Source organism: Allobosea minatitlanensis, assembly GCF_964020775.1.
In genome coordinates this window covers 3,921,858-3,937,469 of the sequence record NZ_OZ224509.1, presented here as the reverse complement: position 1 = coordinate 3,937,469, position 15,612 = coordinate 3,921,858, and the positions used below count along the sequence as shown (strand labels likewise).

Here is a 15,612-nt window from a genome sequence, read left to right as displayed (position 1 = left end):
CGGCCGCGCAAGCCGCCCGCGGCGGCATGGCGAGGCGCCGCAATGCCGTTCTCCGCCAGTCCGGGCCCGGTCGCCGGAACTATCGCCGGCTCACATGACGGCGCGATGAAGGCGCGGTGAAGGCGGGTCGGGTCGTGCGGCCCCGCCGATCGCTCGTGTCCCGCAGGTCGGACGGGATTCGCCGGCAGGGGCAGATGCGCGATCGCCGGGCCACCCGCGAGGGCGGCCCGGCGATCGCTGTCGCCCGTCGTGCTCGCTCGATCAGCGCACGTCGAAGCGGTCGAGATTCATCACCTTGGTCCAGGCCGCGACGAAGTCCTGCACGAACTTCTCCCCGGCGTCGGCGCTGGCATAGACCTCGGCCAAGGCCCGCAGGATCGAGTTCGAGCCGAAGACGAGGTCGGCGCGGGTGCCGGTCCATTTTGGCGCGCCGGTCTCGCGATCGGTGCCCTCGAAGACGTCCTTGGCCTCGGAGACGGCCTTCCACTGCGTGCTCATGTCGAGCAGGTTGACGAAGAAGTCGTTCGTCAGCGCGCCCGGACGGTGGGTGAGCACGCCGTGCCTCGAGCCGTCGGCATTGATGTCGAGGGCGCGCAGGCCGCCGATCAGAACCGTCAGCTCCGGCGCGGTCAGGGTCAGGAGCTGCGCCCGGTCGATCAGCGCCACCTCGGCCGGGATCCTGGCCCCGGCCTTCTGGTAGTTGCGGAAGCCGTCCGCGGTCGGCTCCATCACCGAGAAGGCATGGATGTCCGTCTGCTCCTGCCTGGCGTCGGTGCGGCCCGGCGTGAACGGCACGGTGACGTCATGCCCGGCGGCCTTCGCCGCCATCTCGACGCCGGCATTGCCGGCGAGCACGATCAGGTCGGCCAGCGAGACGCGCTTGTCGTCGTCCGCCTCCTTGTTGAACTGGCGCCGGATGCCGTCGAGCACCGCGATCACCTTGGCGAGCTGCTCCGGCCGGTTGACCTCCCAGTCCTTCTGCGGAGCCAGGCGGATGCGCGCGCCATTGGCGCCGCCGCGCTTGTCGCCGCCGCGGAAGGTCGAGGCGGAGGCCCAGGCGGTGCCGACCAGCTCCGAGACCGAGAGGCCGGAAGCCTTGATCCTGGTCTTGAGCGCGGCGGCATCGGCGGCGTCGATCAGCGGATGGTCGACCGCCGGGACGACGTCCTGCCAGATCAGCTCTTCCTTCGGCACTTCCGGGCCGAGATAGCGCGAGCGCGGGCCAACGTCGCGATGGGTCAGCTTGAACCAGGCGCGCGCGAAGGCCTCGGCGAAGGCCTGGGGGTTTTCCAGGAAGCGGCGCGAGATCTTCTCGTAGACCGGGTCGAAGCGCAGCGACAGGTCGGTGGTCAGCATCGTCGGCTTGTGCTTCTTCGACGGGTCGTGGGCGTCGGGGATGATCGCCTCGGCGTCCTTCGCCTCCCACTGGATCGCGCCGCCGGGGCTGCGCGTCTGCACCCATTCGAATTTGAACAGGTTCTCGAAGAAGAAGTTGCTCCACTGCGCCGGGGTTTGGGTCCAGGTCACCTCGATGCCGCTGCCGACCGTGTCGGCGCCGTGGCCGGTGCCGTAGCTCGAGACCCAGCCGAGGCCCTGCGCCTCGAGATCGGCCGCCTCGGGCTCCGGCCCCTTGTACGACTCGGCCGCCGCGCCATGGGTCTTGCCGAAGGTGTGGCCGCCGCCGATCAGCGCCACGGTCTCCTCGTCGTCCATCGCCATGCGGGCGAAGGTCTCGCGGATGAAATGGGCGGCCGAGAGCGGGTCGCCATTGGCGCCGGGCCCTTCCGGGTTGACGTAGATCAGCCCCATCTCGGTGGCGCCGAGCGGCGCGTCGAACTTGTCGAGCGGGCGATGGGTCAGCCAGCCGGTCTCGGCGCCCCAGTTGACGTCATGGTCGGGCTCCCAGCTATCCTCGCGGCCGGCGGCGAAGCCGAAGGTGCGGAAGCCCATCGTCTCCAGCGCGACGTTGCCGGTGAGGATCATCAGGTCGGCCCAGGAGATCTTCTGGCCGTATTTCTGCTTGATCGGCCAGAGCAGGCGCCGCGACTTGTCGATGTTGACGTTGTCGGGCCAGCTATTGAGCGGGGCGAAGCGCTGCTGGCCGCGGCCGCCGCCGCCCCGGCCGTCGGCGAGCCGGTAGGTGCCGGCCGCGTGCCAGGCCATGCGGACGAATTGCGGGCCGTAATGGCCGAAATCGGCGGGCCACCAGGACTGCGAATCGGTCATCAGCTTGCGCAGATCGTTCTTCAGCGCCTCGTAGTCGAGCGTCTTGAACGCCTCGCGGTAGTCGAAGGAGCCGCCGAGCGGGTCGGATTTGGCCGAGTGCTGGTTGAGGACCTCGACGGGGAGCTGGTTCGGCCACCAGTCGCGGTTCTGCCGGGTGGCGCCGCCATGGGCGACGGGGCATTTGCCGGTGCTGTCGTCAGTCTTGGCGTTCATCTCACTCTCCGGGCTGAATGGGCCAATGGCTTGGTTCCGCGGGTGGAAGGGACCGGCTCCGCAGCGCCGTCCCCGCCATCGATCGGGGTGACGGGCGGATGCGATGTCCGGCCGGGCCAGCGCGGCAGGCGGCGGGCTCCGGCAAATTCCGGCGGCATCGCGGCCTGCATGGCGCATGGCGATCGGAGCATCTGCGTCCCCCCTTCGCTGCATGCCTCTTATCAAAGCCGTTTCATTATATTAATTCCGATTTTCTGATTGTCGGGATAAGTTTTAATTATGCCAAATCTGACAGTGCGGCAGCTCCGCTATGTCGAGGCCCTGGTGCGGCACGGCCATTTCGGCCGCGCGGCGGAAGCCTGCGCGATCTCGCAGCCGGCCCTGTCGATGCAGGTCAAGGCTTTCGAGGAGGAGCTCGGCGTGCCGGTGTTCGAGCGCGGCGGGCGCCAGTTGCGCCTGACTCCCTTCGGCGAGGAGGTCGTCGCCCGGGCGAGGGACATCCTGCGCGGGCTCGACGAATTGGAGGGCTTCGCCCGCGCCTCGCGCGGCGGGCTGGTCGCCAAGCTGCGCATCGGCGTGATCCCGACCGTCGCGCCCTATCTGCTGCCGGCCCTGATCGGCGAGCTCGGCCGGCTGCATGACGGCATGGACCTGCATGTGCGCGAGACGCTGACGCCGAAGCTGGTCCAGGAGCTGGCCGAAGGCCGGCTCGACATGGCGATCGTCGCCCTGCCGGTGTCGGAGCCCTCCCTGGCGGAGGTCGCCCTCTTCACCGAGAGCTTCGTGCTGGTCCGGCCGCGCGAGGACGAGGGCAAGCCGGTGCCCAGCCCGGCCGCGCTGCGCGAGATGCGGCTGCTGCTGCTGGAGGAGGGGCATTGCTTCCGGGCCCAGGCCCTGGCCTTCTGCGACATCAGGCAGGGCAGCATGCCGCCGCGCGACCTGCTGGACGCAAGCTCCCTCTCGACCCTCGTCCAGATGGTCGATGCCGGCCTCGGCGTCACCCTGATCCCGGAAATGGCGGTGGCGGTCGAGACGCGCTCGGCTTCCGTCTCGGTCGCGCGCTTCGGGCAGCCTCATCCGTCGCGCACCATCGGCATGGTCTGGCGCAAGCGCAGCCCGCTCGCGCCGCAGCTCCACCAGATCGCGGATGTGGTGCGCCGGGCGGCGGAAGCGCCGCGGCAGGGGCAGGGCGGGCCATGCGGGCCGGCCTGACCGGAGGGCGGCTCAGCCGGCGATCTCGGGGCCTTCCAGGCATTCCTCGAGCTGCCGCAGCAGGCCCTGCAGCTCGGCCAGGCGCTCGCTGCCGTAGCGGCTGGTGATCTCGCGGTAGATCGCCTCGGATTCGATGCCGGCACGCGCGATCAGGTCGAGGCCCTGCGGCGAGATCGAGACGATGCCGCGGCGCAGGTCGGAGGGCGAGGTCCGGCGCAGGACGAGGCCGCGCTCGTCGAGGTCCTTCAGGATGCGCGACAGGCTGGGCCCGAGCAGGAAGGTCGCCTCGGCCAGCTCCGTCACCTCGAAGTCCTCGCCGGAGGTGAGGGCGCGCAGCACGCGCCATTGCTGCTCGGTGATGCCGAAACGCCGGAGGCTCGCCCGGAAATGGCGCATCACCGCCTCGCGCGCCCGCAGCAGCGACATCGGCAGCGATTTCGAGAAGTGCCGGATGCGGATGCGCGCCGCGGCCTGCTCGGCCTCCCGCGGCGCTGCGCCGGAACGACCCTGGATGGGTTCGGACATGGAAACTCCCAGAAATCGGGCGGCGCGGCGGGCGAATCCGCGCCCGCGCCGCCCAGGCCTCAGGCTACCACCTTCTCCGGAAGGCCACGCTGCTTCAAATATTCCCGATAGTTGCTGGTCTTGAAGTTCAGCGTCTCGTCGGCCTCCTCCATCTGGACGGAGATCCCGAGCGGCCGTGCCGCGGTCACGGGGGCGAGCAGCGCCTTGGCCGCGGCGAAGACGCGGCCGGCCGCCTCCTTCTTGTCCGCCTCGGAACGGCCCTTGGCGATGCGCAGCAGCACATGCACGAAGGCGTTGTCGGGATGGCCGTCGACGATCAGGTAGTTGGCGACGGGCACGCCGCGCGTGCGGGCGCCGGCGAAGGGAAACACCGTCCCGTCGCCGATGAGCGCGTCCTGCACCGTCTTCAGCAGCGCCGGCACGTCGAGGCTGGCTTCGAGATTGCTGGAATATTCGACCCAGATGTGAGGCATGGCAGCGGTTCCGTGGGCTTCAGCGGAGGGAGGCGATGGCGGCGGCGACGCCGCAGCCGGGGGCCGGCACCTTGTGGCCGAGCGCCGTCAGGCTGAGCTCGAGATAGTGCAGGTCGGTCAGGATGTCGGCCTCGCTGATCTGCCCCATCGTGCCGATGCGGACGACTCGGCCGTTCAGCTTGTTGCGGGCGCCGGCGATGACGGTGTTGTAGGTCTCGTACATGTGCTTGACGATCGGGCCGGCCGTCAGCGGCTCGGGGACGGACGCGACGACGACGGTGCGCGAGGCGGTGGCGGGATCGCCGAAGGCCGGCAGGCCGAGCGCGACGCAGCCCGCGCGCAGGGCGTCCGAGAGCCGCTTGTGGCGGGCGAAGACCTGCGGCAGGCCTTCCTCATGGATCGCGCGCAGCGCTTCCTGCACGCCGAACAGCAGGGAGACCGGGCAGGTGAAGGCGGTCTCGTGCTTGTCGACGGTGGCGAGCGCCTTGCGCATGTCGAGATAGAAGCGCGGGCAGCGGTCGTCGCGCTCGATCACCTGGCGGGCTTTCCCGCTGACGCTGGCGAAACCGAGGCCGGGCGGGCACATCAGCGCCTTCTGCGAGCCGGTGACGACGATGTCGAGGCCCCATTCGTCCTGCCGCAGCTCCATGCCGGCGAGCCCGCTGACGGAATCGACCAGGAACAGCGTGTCGCGGTCGCGCAGCAGCCTGCCGATCGCGGCGAGGTCGGTCACCGCGCCGGTCGAGCTCTCGTTATGGACCGTGATGACGGCGCGGTAATCCGCCGTCTCCAGCTTTGCCGCGACCACGGCCGGATCGGGCGCCCAGCCCCATTCGGTCTCGATGACGTCGACCTCGGCGCCGAGCGCGCGCGCGATCTGGGCGTAGCGGTCGCCGAACTGGCCATGCGCCAGCGCCAGCACCTTCTCGCCCGGCGCCAGCACGTTGACGAGGCTCGCCTCCATCACCCCGGTCCCGGAGGAGCCGAAGGTCAGCACCGGCGCCTGCGTGCCGAAGAGCGGCTGGATCAGGCGCTGGATCTCCTCCAGCACCACGCGCATCTCGGGGCCGCGATGGTTGACGATCGGGCGCGCCGTCGCCTGGCGGATGCGCTCGGGGATCGAGATCGGGCCGGGAAGCCGGAGGCGATAGGGGTAGGAGGGCGAGGACGTCACGGGAAGGGACTCCGGAAGGCTGGGCTTGGCAATGGCCGGCGTTTCGCCGGTCAGTGGATGACCTGCTGGATGAACTGGCGGGCCCGCTCGGTGCGGGGCGCGGAGAAGAAGGCGTCGGGCGCGCCGATCTCGGCGATGGAGCCGTCGGCCATGAAGACCACGCGGTCGGCCACGGCGCGGGCGAAGCCCATCTCGTGGGTGACGCAGATCATGGTCATGCCCGTGCCGGCGAGCGCGATCATCACGTCGAGCACCTCCTTGACCATTTCCGGGTCGAGCGCCGAGGTCGGCTCGTCGAACAGCATCACGTCGGGCTCCATCGCCAACGCGCGGGCGATGGCGACGCGCTGCTGCTGCCCGCCCGAGAGCTGGTTCGGGAACTTCAGGGCCTGCTGCCCGATATGGACGCGCTCCAGCAGCTCCATCGCGCGCGCCTCGGCGGCGGCGCGCGGCATGCGCTTCAGCTTGATCGGCCCCAGCGTCAGATTGTCGAGGATCGACAGGTGCGGGAACAGGTTGAAGTTCTGGAAGACCATGCCGACGCGCTGGCGGATCTTCTCGATATTGTCGTCGTCCTGGGCGACGCGCTCGCCGGCGACGGTGATCGTGCCCTGCTCATAGGCCTCCAGGCCGTTGATGCAGCGGATCATCGTCGATTTTCCCGAGCCTGACGGCCCGCAGACGACGATGCGCTCGCCCGGCTTCACCGCAAGGTCGATGTCGCGCAGGACATGGAACTGCGAGTACCATTTGTTGACGCCGGCGAGCCGGATGAGGGGATTATCCATGGCGCGATGATCCGTTCAGGTGCGCTCGGCGCGCGCGAAGCGGGCCTCGATGGCGCGGCTGTAGCAGGAGAGCCCGAAGCTCATCAGCCAGAAGACCAGGCCGACGATGAAATAGCCCTCGGCCTGGGAGCCGGCCCAGAGCGGGTCGGAGACGCCGGCCGAGACGATGTTGAGCAGGTCGAACAGGCCGACCACCATCACCAGCGTCGTGTTCTTGAGCAGCGAGATCGTGGTGTTGACCACCCCCGGCACGACCTTGCGCACGGCCTGCGGCAGGATGATGTGGAGCATCGTGCGCCAGTAGCCGAAGCCGATCGCCATCGCCGCCTCGTACTGGCCCTTGGGCAGCGCCTGCAAGCCGCCGCGCACGACCTCGGCCATATAGGCGGCCTCGTAGAAGATGATGCCGACGACGGCGAGGGCGAGCGGGTCCGGCTTCGTGCCCGAGGGCAGGAAGAAGGGCAGCATCACGATCGCCATGAACAGCACGGTCAGGAAGGGCACGCCGCGGCAGAACTCGATGAAGCCGATGCAGAACCAGCGGACAAGCGGCATCCGGCTGCGCCGGCCGAGCGCGAAGAGCACGCCGAAGGGCAGCGAGAAGGTGATGCCCGAGACCGCGAGGATCAGCGTCAGCAGCAGCCCGCCCCACTGGTCGCTCGGCACCACGGTGAGCCCGGCGAAGCCGCCATGCAGCAGCAGGAAGGTCGCGACCGGCAGCACGATCATCATGAAGAAGCCGGCATAGGCCTTCGCCGGGATGCGCGGCACCATCAGCCAGACGAGGCCGGCGACCAGCAGCGCGAAGGCGATGTCCGGGCGCCAGCGCTCCGCCGGCGGATAGAAGCCGTAGACGAATTGCGAGGCCTTGGCCGAGACGAAGGCCCAGCAGGCCCCGCTCCCGGTGCAGTCGGCGCGGCTGGCGCCGTGCCAGGTCGCGTCGAACAGCGCCCAGGGCACGATCGCCCAGGCGATGGCCCCGAGCACGGCGATGACGCCGAGCGACAGCAGGCCATCCCGCCAGGAGGCGAAGAGGCGCCGCCGCAGCCAGGACACGGCTCGCGCGGGCAGGGCGCCGGCGCTCCCCGGGACGGGCCGGGCGCGGCCGGCCGGCAGTGTGGCTGCGTCGGTCACCGTTCGACGATCCTGGTCATGTGGTTGAACAGGTTGATCAGCGCGCCGATGAGCAGGCTGATCGCGAGATAGACGGCCATCGTCATGGCGACGATCTCGATGGCGCGGCCGGTCTGGTTGATGCTGATGCCGGTGAAGACGCCGACGAGGTCGGGATAGCCGATCGCCACCGCGAGCGACGAACCCTTGAGGATGTTGAGATACTGGTTCGACAGCGGCGGCAGCAGCACGCGCACCGCCTGCGGGATGACGATGAAGCGCAGCGTCTGCCACCAGCCGAAGCCGATCGCGGCGGAGGCCTCGCGCTGGCCCTTGTTGACCGATTGAATGCTGGCGCGGACCAGCTCGCCGATGAAGGCGGCGTTGTAGATCGCCATGGCGATCACCAGCGCCGACAGTTCCGGCACCAGCACCCAGCCGCCGGCGAAGTTGAAGCCCTTGAGCCGCGGCACGGAGATGCCGAGCCCGGCGCCGCTCAGGCCGATCGCCAGCGCCGGCACCAGCAGGAGAACCGCCAGCGCCGGCAGCCAGGCATTCACCGAGCGGCCGCTGCGCTCGGCATAGCCGGTCAGGCTGCGGAACAGGGCGAGCGCCGCGGCCAGCCCGACCAGGACCGCGAGGGCGAGCAGGCCGGGACGGTCGGTCGTCAGCGCCGGGACGAGGATGCCGCGATTGGAGAGATAGACGGCATCGCCCAGCGAGATCGCCGCGCGCGGCGCCGGCAGGGCGCGCAGCGCGACATTGTAGAGGATCAGGATGTGCAGGAGCTGCGGCAGGTTCCGCACGATCTCGACATAGATGCGCGCGGCGCGCGACATCGCCCAGTTGCCGGAGAGCTGCGCGATGCCGACGGCGAAGCCGAGGATGGTCGAGAACAGGATGGCGAGCACGGTGACCAGCAGCGTGTTGGTGATGCCGATCAGGAAGACCCGCCAGTAATTGTCGCTGGCGGTGTAGGGAATGAGGTGGAAGGCGATCTCGAACCCGGCTTCCTGCCAGAGGAAGTCGAAGCCGAGCTTGAGGCCGCGCGCCGCCAGATTGTCGTGCAGATTGCCGACCGCGACGCAGGCGAGGAGCGCGAGCGCCGCGACGAGCAGCCCCTGATAGAGCCAGCCCATGACGCGCCGGCGGCCGAAGCGAGGGCGTCTTGTCGGCAGGGAAGCGGCAGATGAGACGGTCATCGGTGGCGGCGTCGCAACTCGTCGGGGGAGGGGAGGCCGGCGGCTGGCGCCGGCCCCGATGGCCTGTCCTCAGCGCAGCAGCGGCGCGGACATCAGGCCCTTGTTGTTCCAGAGGTTGTTCAGCCCGCGCTGCAGCTTGATCGGGCTCTTCTCGCCGAGATTGCGCTCGAACATCTCGCCATAGTTGCCGACGGCCTTGATGGCGTTGAGGGCCCAGGCATTGTCGATGCCGAGCTTGGTGCCGAAATCGCCGGTCGCGCCGAGCAGGCGCTGGACCTCCGGCGAGGTCGAGCTCGCCTTCATCTGGTCGACATTGGCCTGGGTGATGCCCAGCTCCTCGGCGGCGATCAGCGCGTTCAGCGTCCAGGCGACGATGTCGCGGAAGCGGGCGTCGTCCTTGCGCACGACCGGGCCGATCGGCTCCATCGAGATCAGCTCCGGCAGCACGACCCAGTCGTCCGGGTTGCCGAGCTTGGAGACCGCGCCGGCGAGCGCGCTGAGCACGTTGGCGTAGACGTCGCAGCGGCCGGAAGCCAGGTTCTTCTCGTTCTGGTCGCGCGTATTGGCGGCGACGGGCGTGAACTTCATGTTGTTCTTGCGGAAGAAGTCGGCGAGGTTCAGCTCGTAGTTCGAGCCGGCCGAGACGCAGATCGAGGCGCCTTCGAGCTCCTTCGCGCTCTTCACCCCGAGCGACTTCTTCGCCAGGAAGCCCTGGCTGTCATAGAGATAGACGCCGGGCCATTCGACGTTCAGCTCGATGTCGCGGATGAAGGTGTGGGTCGCGGTGCGGGCCAGCACGTCGATGCCGCCCGACTGCAGCGTGGCGAAGGCCGTCTTGATCTCGAGCGGCACGTATTTGATCTTCTCGGCGTCGCCGAGGACGGCGGCCGCGACCGCGCGGCAGAAATCGACCTCGAAGCCCGACCATTTGGCGTTGCTGTCGAGCGTGCTCATGCCGGTCTGGACGCCGCTGGAGACGCCGCAATTCAGGGCGCCGCGCGCGGCGATGGCCTTTTGGGTCGCGCCGCTTTCGGCCGAGGCGGCCGTCGCGGCCAGCAGCAGACAGCCGGCGGCCAGCGTCCAGGGGTTGCGCAGATATCCGAGCATTCAGTCCTCCCAGTGTCGGCGGCGGGCGGTGCGGATGGCGGATCGCCCCCACGCTCCGCTCGAAGTGACATATAACATGTTAATTATCAAGTTAATTATATTGCCGCGGGACGCTCGGGGTCATTCGTCCGGGCGTCGCGCGGCGTTCCGCGTCAGGCGAAGAAGCAGCTCACGGTTCCGAGCGGCCCGTAATCGCCGACGATGGTGTCGCCGTGCCGCGCCTCGACCGGGCGGATGAAGGAGCCGGCCAGGACGATCTGGCCCGCCTCGATCCGGGCGCCGTATCGCGCCAGCCGGTTGGCCAGCCAGGCGATGCCGCGGGCCGGATGGTTGAGCACGCCGGCGCCCAGCCCGGTCTCCTCGACCTGCCCGTTGCGCGAGACGATGGCGCCGACCCAGCGCAGATCGACCTGGTCCGGCCGCATGGCGCGCCCGCCGAGGACGATCCCGGCATTGGCGGCGTTGTCCGACACGGTGTCGACGATGGTGCGCGCCTGCTTGGTCTGCGGGTCGACGCGCAGGATGCGGGTGTCGAGGATCTCGAGGGCCGGCGTGACGTAGTCGGTTGCGTTCAGCACGTCGTAGACCGAGACGTTCGGCCCCTTCAGCTCCGACTTCATCACGAAGGCGATCTCGGCCTCGATGCGCGGCTGGATGAAGCGGTCCGGCGGGATCTCGCTGCCGTCCTCGAAGCGCATGTCGTCGAGCAGCACGCCGGAATCGGGCGTGTCGATGTTGAGCGCGTATTGCATCGCCTTGGAGGTGAGGCCGATCTTCCAGCCGATGGCCTGGCGGCCGGCGGCGCGCTTGCGCTCCATCCAGGCGCCCTGGATCGCATAGGCGTCGTCGAGCGTCATCTGCGGGAAGCGCAGCGACATCAGGCCGGTCTGCCGGCGGGTCTTCTCGGCCTCGTCGAGGCTGAGGGCGGCGGCGGCGATATCCTCGGATGTCAGCATGGTTCAGGCCTCGTCGGCGATGGTGTTGCGCAGCAGGCCGATGCCCTCGGCCTCGACCTCGACGACGTCGCCGGGCCTCAGCCAGATCGGCGGGTCGAAGCGCGCGCCGGCACCGGTCGGCGTGCCGGTGATCAGGATGTCGCCCGGCACCAGGGTGGTGAAGGTCGAGACGTAATTGATGATCTTGCGGAAGGAGAAGATCATCCGGCTCGTCCGGTCGCTCTGGCGGACCTCGCCGTTGACCCGGGTGGTCAAGGCGATGTCGGCGAGCTGCGCCTCGTCGGCGAAGGGCACCAGCCAGGGGCCGAGCGAGCCGGAGCGGTCGAAGTTCTTGCCCTGGGTGACGTTGAACTTGGCGTGGCGCACCCAGTCGCGGATCGTTCCCTCGTTGGCGAGCGTCAGCGCCGCGATATGGCCGAGCGCGTCGCGCTCGGCGATGCGGCGGCCCGGCTTGCCGATGACGATGGCGATCTCGCCCTCATAGTCGAGCTGCTCGCTTTCCGGCGGGCGGATCAGCGGCTGCTCATGCGCCGTGAAGGAGCGCAGGAAGCGCGGGAACAGCGAGGGGTTCGGCGGCGCCTCCTTGCCGTCCTTGTACTCGGCGTTGCGGTCGGGAAAGTTCACGCCGACGCAGATGATCTTCTCCGGCGCGAGGGTAGGCAGCGCGTAGCGCAGGCCCTCGAGCGGCAGGTCGGGCGCCAGCGCCGCGCCGGCCTCGGCCAGGGCGCCGAAGGCGCCTTGCGCCACCACCTGCTGCAGCGTCGGCCATTGCGCCCGGTGGCGTGCGGACAGGTCGACGACGCCGCCTGCGGCGATCAGGCCATAGCGCGTTTCATCGCCATGGGCGAAACTGACGAACTTCGAAACCAAGGGGTGTTCCTCGCAAACGGCACGACGGGGCGCGCTGGGGCCGCAGACGAAGCGGGCATGGCGGTGCCGCACGCTCGCGACCGAGCCCGGTTCCGCCTCGCCGCCGCATCATCTAGTTATCATGTTAAATAGATGGCTGCTCGCTCTGTCAATCCGCCGCGGGCGCGCCCGGCGCGGGCAGTGCCGGCCTGTGGACGGGCAAAGTGGGAGCCTCCCGCCGGGCGGCGGGGCGCCGCGCTGCCGCGCGGAGCCGGGCGGTTGCGCAGGCGGGTCGGCCCGGGAGGTTATCGCAGGAAGTAATAGGCCGTCAGCAGGGCGGCGATGCCGGTGACGATCCAGCGGATATAGGCTTGGCTGACGCGCCTTGCGGCGTAGATCCCGGCGAAGCCGCCCAGGGTCGCGCCGGGGATCAGGAGCAGGGCGCCGCTCCAGTCGATGACGCCTCCGCCGATGAAGACGACGACCGCCATCAGGGCGATGCTGATCGAGAGCAGGTTCTTCAGCGCGTTCAGCCTGTGGTAGTCGCTGCCCTCGGTCAGCCCGAGCGTCGCCAGCATCATGATGCCCATGCCGGCGCCGAAGAAGCCGCCATAGATCGCGGTGACGAGCTGCAGCAGCCCGCGCGCCGCGCGCCTGCCGGGGCCGGCCTTTGCGGCCTGGCTCCGCGAGCGCGGCAGATAGGGGCCGGCGACGAACAGCCCCGTCGCGAACAGCAGCAGCCAGGGCACCAGCGCCGAGAAGGACTTGTTGTTCATCGCCAGCAGCAGCGTGCCGCCGATGATGCCGCCGATGAAGGAGACCGCCAGCAGGCCGAGGGCCGTGCGCCAGTTGCCGAGGATTTCCCGGCGGTAGCTCAGGGAGGAGGCGAGATAGCCCGGCAACTGGGCGATGGCCGAGGTCGCGTTGGCGGTGATGGCCGGCATCCCCGCCATCGTCAGCGTGCCGAAGGTGATGAAGGTGCCCCCGCCGGCGATGGCGTTGACGACGCCCGAGGCGAAACCCGCCAGGAAGACGAGCAGGACCATGTCGAAACCCATCGCCTGCCGCTCCGCCCCCTGTGGAAGATGGCCAGCCCGCACGGCGATGCCGATGGCTGGCGCATGGTAAGGATCCGGCGCGCGCATAGATAGCGCTGCCGGCGATGTCAAACGCCGTCGCCGGCTCGCCTGGCCCTGCGGCTGCACTCGGCGCGGGGAGAATGGCCGTCATTGCCGCCTGTCCGGATCGGATCGTCCGGGGCCGCCGATGATGTCTCCGGTTTGATCTTCGATCAGTTCAAAAGAGAGCGGCGGGCGGGGGTGGATATTTTCAGTCATTGGTTTGTAATAGCTATAAATTCAGCTTGGAACTATAATATAGTGATAAGATTCAATTTGCGAATCTTTTGCCAATGGAATAATCGGCTCGCCGACAAAATGGTGGGCTGGGTTATGAAAAGAAATTATAGGATTATATCTGTTTTAATCTTGGCTGCGTCGGCTCCGTTAGCCGGCGCGAAAGCCCAGTCGGCACCGCCTGCGGCGGCCGAGCCGGGCACGATCTCGCTGGATCAGATCACGGTCACCGCCGAGCGCGGCGCCAAGCAGGTTCTCGACGTTCCCGGCACGGTCAGCGTGATCACGCGGCAGGAGCTCGACGATCGGATCATCCGCGACACCCAGGACCTGATCCGCTACGAGCCCGGTGTCAGCGTCAACCGCATCACCAGCAGCACCGATCCGTTCAGCAATTACGGCGGCTTCACCATCCGGGGCGTCGGCGGCAACCGCGTCCAGATGCAGGTCGACGGCTCGCGCGTCATCGAGCGCGTCACCGACGGCAACCGCGACTTCGTCGACCTGCCCTTCCTGAAGAGCGCGGAGATCGTGCGCGGCCCGGGCTCGGTGCTGTGGGGCGCGGACGCGATGGGCGGCATCGTCGCCTATCGCACGCTCGACCCGGAGGACCTGCTGAAGGGCAAGGACAAGCCCTATGCGGTGCGGCTCAACTCCGCCTATGACAGCCTCGACCGCTCCTTCGTCAAGACGGGCATCGCCGCCTTCCGCTTCTCGCCGATGCTGGAGGGCATCGTCGGCCTCAGCCACAAGAGCGCCCACGAGGCGAGGCTGACCAAGGCCCGCGCCGATGGCGGGCGCTGGGGCTGCCCGGTGCCGACGCTGCGCTTCCTGCCTTGCGACAAGCTCAACCCGCTCGACGTCACGGTCTGGAACAGTTTCGCCAAGCTCGTCTTCAAGCCGACCGGCGACCACACCTTCAAGCTGACCGGCGAATACTACGACAGCGATTCGACCGTGAACCAGCTCTACAACTACAATGTCGTGAGCGGCGGCGTCCGCAACGGTCCGAACATCCGCAACCAGATCAAGAGCCGCAAGCGCATCGCGCTGGAGCATGAATGGGATGCCGGGCTGAGCTTCCTCGATTCGCTGCGCTGGCAGGCCTCGTTCTCGCCGCAGGAGCGCACCTTCGTCACCAACAACCTGCAGACGCTCGCCAACGGGCAGCAGCGCTTCACGCGCGGCCTGCACGACTATTCCGAGCAGTTCTCGCAGCTCGACATCCAGGCGAAGTCGAGCTTCGCGCTCGGCCCCAGCTTCCACCGCCTGACCTACGGCTTCCAGGGCGACATCACCCGGACCGACTACAAGCGGCAGGACGACGTCAGGAACCTCGCCACCGGCGTCACGACCACGACGCTCGCCGGTGGCTTCAACTTCGCCAACGCCACGACGACGCGCGCCGACATCTTCCTGCAGGACGAGATCGAGCTGCTCTCCGGCCGCTGGACGATCACGCCCGGCATCCGCTATGCGACCTACAACATCGATCCGCGCATGGGCCCCGGCTATGTCATCGTGCCGGGCAAGGAGCCGCGGGAGCTCGACTCCCGTAAGTTCATTCCGCAGATCGGCACGATCTTCAAGCTGGACGAGACCTACTCGCTCTATGCGCGCTATGCGGAAGGCTTCAAGATGCCGACCGCCGAGCAGCTCTACACCTCGCTGCCTTCGACCACCTTCAACCTGATCCCGAACCCCGATCTGCGGCCCGAATCCGTCCGCTCCTACGAGGCAGGCCTGCGCGGCAAGTTCGCCGATGGCTGGTTCTCGGTCGGCGTCTTCCACGCGCGCTACAAGGACTTCATCCAGTCCTTCTACGAGATCCCCGGGACCATCGACATCACCTACCGCAATCTGTCGCAGGTGCAGATCTCGGGCATCGAGGCCTCGGCCGAGTGGCGTTTCCACGAGCGCTGGCTCGCCAATGTTTCGCTCAGCTATCAATACGGCAAGCAGCGGGTCGAAGCCGGCGAAGCGCGGACGCCTTTCGACGTCAATCCGTTCAAGGCCGTCACCGCGGTGAAGTATCTGATGCCGGAATACGGCCTGGAGGCCGAGGTGATCGGCACCTTCGCCGGCGGCGTGAACCGCGCCAGCTCGCCGAGCCTGTTCAAGGCGGGTGGCTACTCGGTGTTCGACGCCTATCTGAACTGGAAGCCGACCTCCTTCATCACGGTGCGCGGCGGCGTCGAGAACATCTTCGACAAGCGCTACTTCGCCAACCTCGTCGGCGGCACGAGCTATGAGAAGGTGCCGTCGCCCGCCTCGACCGCGGCGAGCAACCCGCTCGAATTGCAGACCGCGCCCGGCCGCACCTTCAAGCTCGCCGCCACGGTCGAATTCTGAACCCGGCAGCGAGACGCCGCGCCCCGGCGCGGCGAAACGGCGGCGCTTCGACCGAGACCCCGGAGCG

The 15,612-nt window shown here is 68.4% G+C and carries 13 protein-coding genes; 2 read left to right on the top strand and 11 right to left on the bottom strand.

Annotated features, from left to right (window positions below; translation table 11 throughout):
* Nucleotides 1–261: 261 nt before the first annotated feature.
* Nucleotides 262–2,439, bottom strand: coding sequence for a catalase/peroxidase HPI (gene katG / locus ACWH43_RS19385; RefSeq protein WP_158444851.1), 2,178 nt, complete (start codon nucleotides 2,437–2,439; stop codon nucleotides 262–264).
* 279 nt (nucleotides 2,440–2,718) lie between these two features.
* Here katG and ACWH43_RS19380 point away from each other — a divergent pair, with 279 nt between their 5' ends.
* Nucleotides 2,719–3,651 carry a hydrogen peroxide-inducible genes activator gene (locus ACWH43_RS19380; protein WP_158444850.1) on the top strand — a complete coding sequence of 311 codons (933 nt, stop codon included), beginning with the start codon at nucleotides 2,719–2,721 and terminating at the stop codon, nucleotides 3,649–3,651.
* Nucleotides 3,652–3,663: 12 nt separating this feature from the next.
* Here ACWH43_RS19380 and hpaR read toward each other — a convergent pair whose 3' ends face one another.
* From hpaR to ACWH43_RS19330, 10 genes are all read right to left on the bottom strand, one after another.
* Nucleotides 3,664–4,176 carry a homoprotocatechuate degradation operon regulator HpaR gene (gene hpaR / locus ACWH43_RS19375; protein WP_158444849.1) on the bottom strand — a complete coding sequence of 171 codons (513 nt, stop codon included), beginning with the start codon at nucleotides 4,174–4,176 and terminating at the stop codon, nucleotides 3,664–3,666.
* Between the two features lie 59 nt (nucleotides 4,177–4,235).
* Nucleotides 4,236–4,649 (bottom strand): 5-carboxymethyl-2-hydroxymuconate Delta-isomerase, encoded by a 414-nt coding sequence (locus ACWH43_RS19370; protein ID WP_158444848.1) that lies wholly within the window; start codon nucleotides 4,647–4,649, stop codon nucleotides 4,236–4,238.
* A 19-nt stretch (nucleotides 4,650–4,668) separates the two neighbouring features.
* The gene (locus ACWH43_RS19365) at nucleotides 4,669–5,823 is read right to left on the bottom strand and encodes a pyridoxal-phosphate-dependent aminotransferase family protein (protein ID WP_158444847.1); all 1,155 of its coding nucleotides are present in this window, start codon (nucleotides 5,821–5,823) and stop codon (nucleotides 4,669–4,671) included.
* Nucleotides 5,824–5,873: 50 nt separating this feature from the next.
* Nucleotides 5,874–6,611 carry an amino acid ABC transporter ATP-binding protein gene (locus ACWH43_RS19360; protein ID WP_158444846.1) on the bottom strand — a complete coding sequence of 246 codons (738 nt, stop codon included), beginning with the start codon at nucleotides 6,609–6,611 and terminating at the stop codon, nucleotides 5,874–5,876.
* A gap of 15 nt (nucleotides 6,612–6,626) precedes the next feature.
* Nucleotides 6,627–7,745: an amino acid ABC transporter permease gene (locus ACWH43_RS19355; RefSeq protein ID WP_260349288.1), complete on the bottom strand. Its 1,119-nt coding sequence runs from the start codon at nucleotides 7,743–7,745 to the stop codon at nucleotides 6,627–6,629.
* Nucleotides 7,742–8,863: an amino acid ABC transporter permease gene (locus ACWH43_RS19350; RefSeq protein ID WP_158444858.1), complete on the bottom strand. Its 1,122-nt coding sequence runs from the start codon at nucleotides 8,861–8,863 to the stop codon at nucleotides 7,742–7,744. The genes ACWH43_RS19355 and ACWH43_RS19350 overlap by 4 nt, the downstream gene beginning before the upstream one ends.
* A 132-nt stretch (nucleotides 8,864–8,995) precedes the next feature.
* Complete coding sequence (locus tag ACWH43_RS19345) at nucleotides 8,996–10,033, bottom strand: amino acid ABC transporter substrate-binding protein (protein ID WP_158444845.1); 1,038 nt, start codon at nucleotides 10,031–10,033, stop codon at nucleotides 8,996–8,998.
* A 152-nt stretch (nucleotides 10,034–10,185) separates the two neighbouring features.
* Complete coding sequence (gene hpaH, locus ACWH43_RS19340; protein WP_158444844.1) at nucleotides 10,186–10,989, bottom strand: 2-oxo-hept-4-ene-1,7-dioate hydratase; 804 nt, start codon at nucleotides 10,987–10,989, stop codon at nucleotides 10,186–10,188.
* Between the two features lie 3 nt (nucleotides 10,990–10,992).
* Nucleotides 10,993–11,859: a fumarylacetoacetate hydrolase family protein gene (locus ACWH43_RS19335; RefSeq protein WP_158444843.1), complete on the bottom strand. Its 867-nt coding sequence runs from the start codon at nucleotides 11,857–11,859 to the stop codon at nucleotides 10,993–10,995.
* 284 nt (nucleotides 11,860–12,143) lie between these two features.
* A complete protein-coding gene (locus tag ACWH43_RS19330; protein ID WP_158444842.1) occupies nucleotides 12,144–12,896 on the bottom strand; it encodes a sulfite exporter TauE/SafE family protein in 753 nt (250 codons plus the stop codon).
* A gap of 429 nt (nucleotides 12,897–13,325) precedes the next feature.
* Between ACWH43_RS19330 and ACWH43_RS19325 the strand changes: the two genes are divergently transcribed.
* A complete protein-coding gene (locus ACWH43_RS19325) occupies nucleotides 13,326–15,545 on the top strand; it encodes a TonB-dependent hemoglobin/transferrin/lactoferrin family receptor (RefSeq protein WP_260349287.1) in 2,220 nt (739 codons plus the stop codon).
* Nucleotides 15,546–15,612 lie beyond the last annotated feature (67 nt).

Coding starts and splice junctions, on each gene's coding strand:
- ACWH43_RS19345 (WP_158444845.1), bottom strand. CDS start 10,033: ATGCTCGGATATCTGCGCAACCCCTGGACGCTGGCCGCCGGCTGTCTG.
- katG (WP_158444851.1), bottom strand. CDS start 2,439: ATGAACGCCAAGACTGACGACAGCACCGGCAAATGCCCCGTCGCCCAT.
- ACWH43_RS19360 (WP_158444846.1), bottom strand. CDS start 6,611: ATGGATAATCCCCTCATCCGGCTCGCCGGCGTCAACAAATGGTACTCG.
- hpaR (WP_158444849.1), bottom strand. CDS start 4,176: ATGTCCGAACCCATCCAGGGTCGTTCCGGCGCAGCGCCGCGGGAGGCC.
- ACWH43_RS19350 (WP_158444858.1), bottom strand. CDS start 8,863: ATGGGCTGGCTCTATCAGGGGCTGCTCGTCGCGGCGCTCGCGCTCCTC.
- ACWH43_RS19330 (WP_158444842.1), bottom strand. CDS start 12,896: ATGGGTTTCGACATGGTCCTGCTCGTCTTCCTGGCGGGTTTCGCCTCG.
- ACWH43_RS19370 (WP_158444848.1), bottom strand. CDS start 4,649: ATGCCTCACATCTGGGTCGAATATTCCAGCAATCTCGAAGCCAGCCTC.
- ACWH43_RS19380 (WP_158444850.1), top strand. CDS start 2,719: ATGCCAAATCTGACAGTGCGGCAGCTCCGCTATGTCGAGGCCCTGGTG.
- hpaH (WP_158444844.1), bottom strand. CDS start 10,989: ATGCTGACATCCGAGGATATCGCCGCCGCCGCCCTCAGCCTCGACGAG.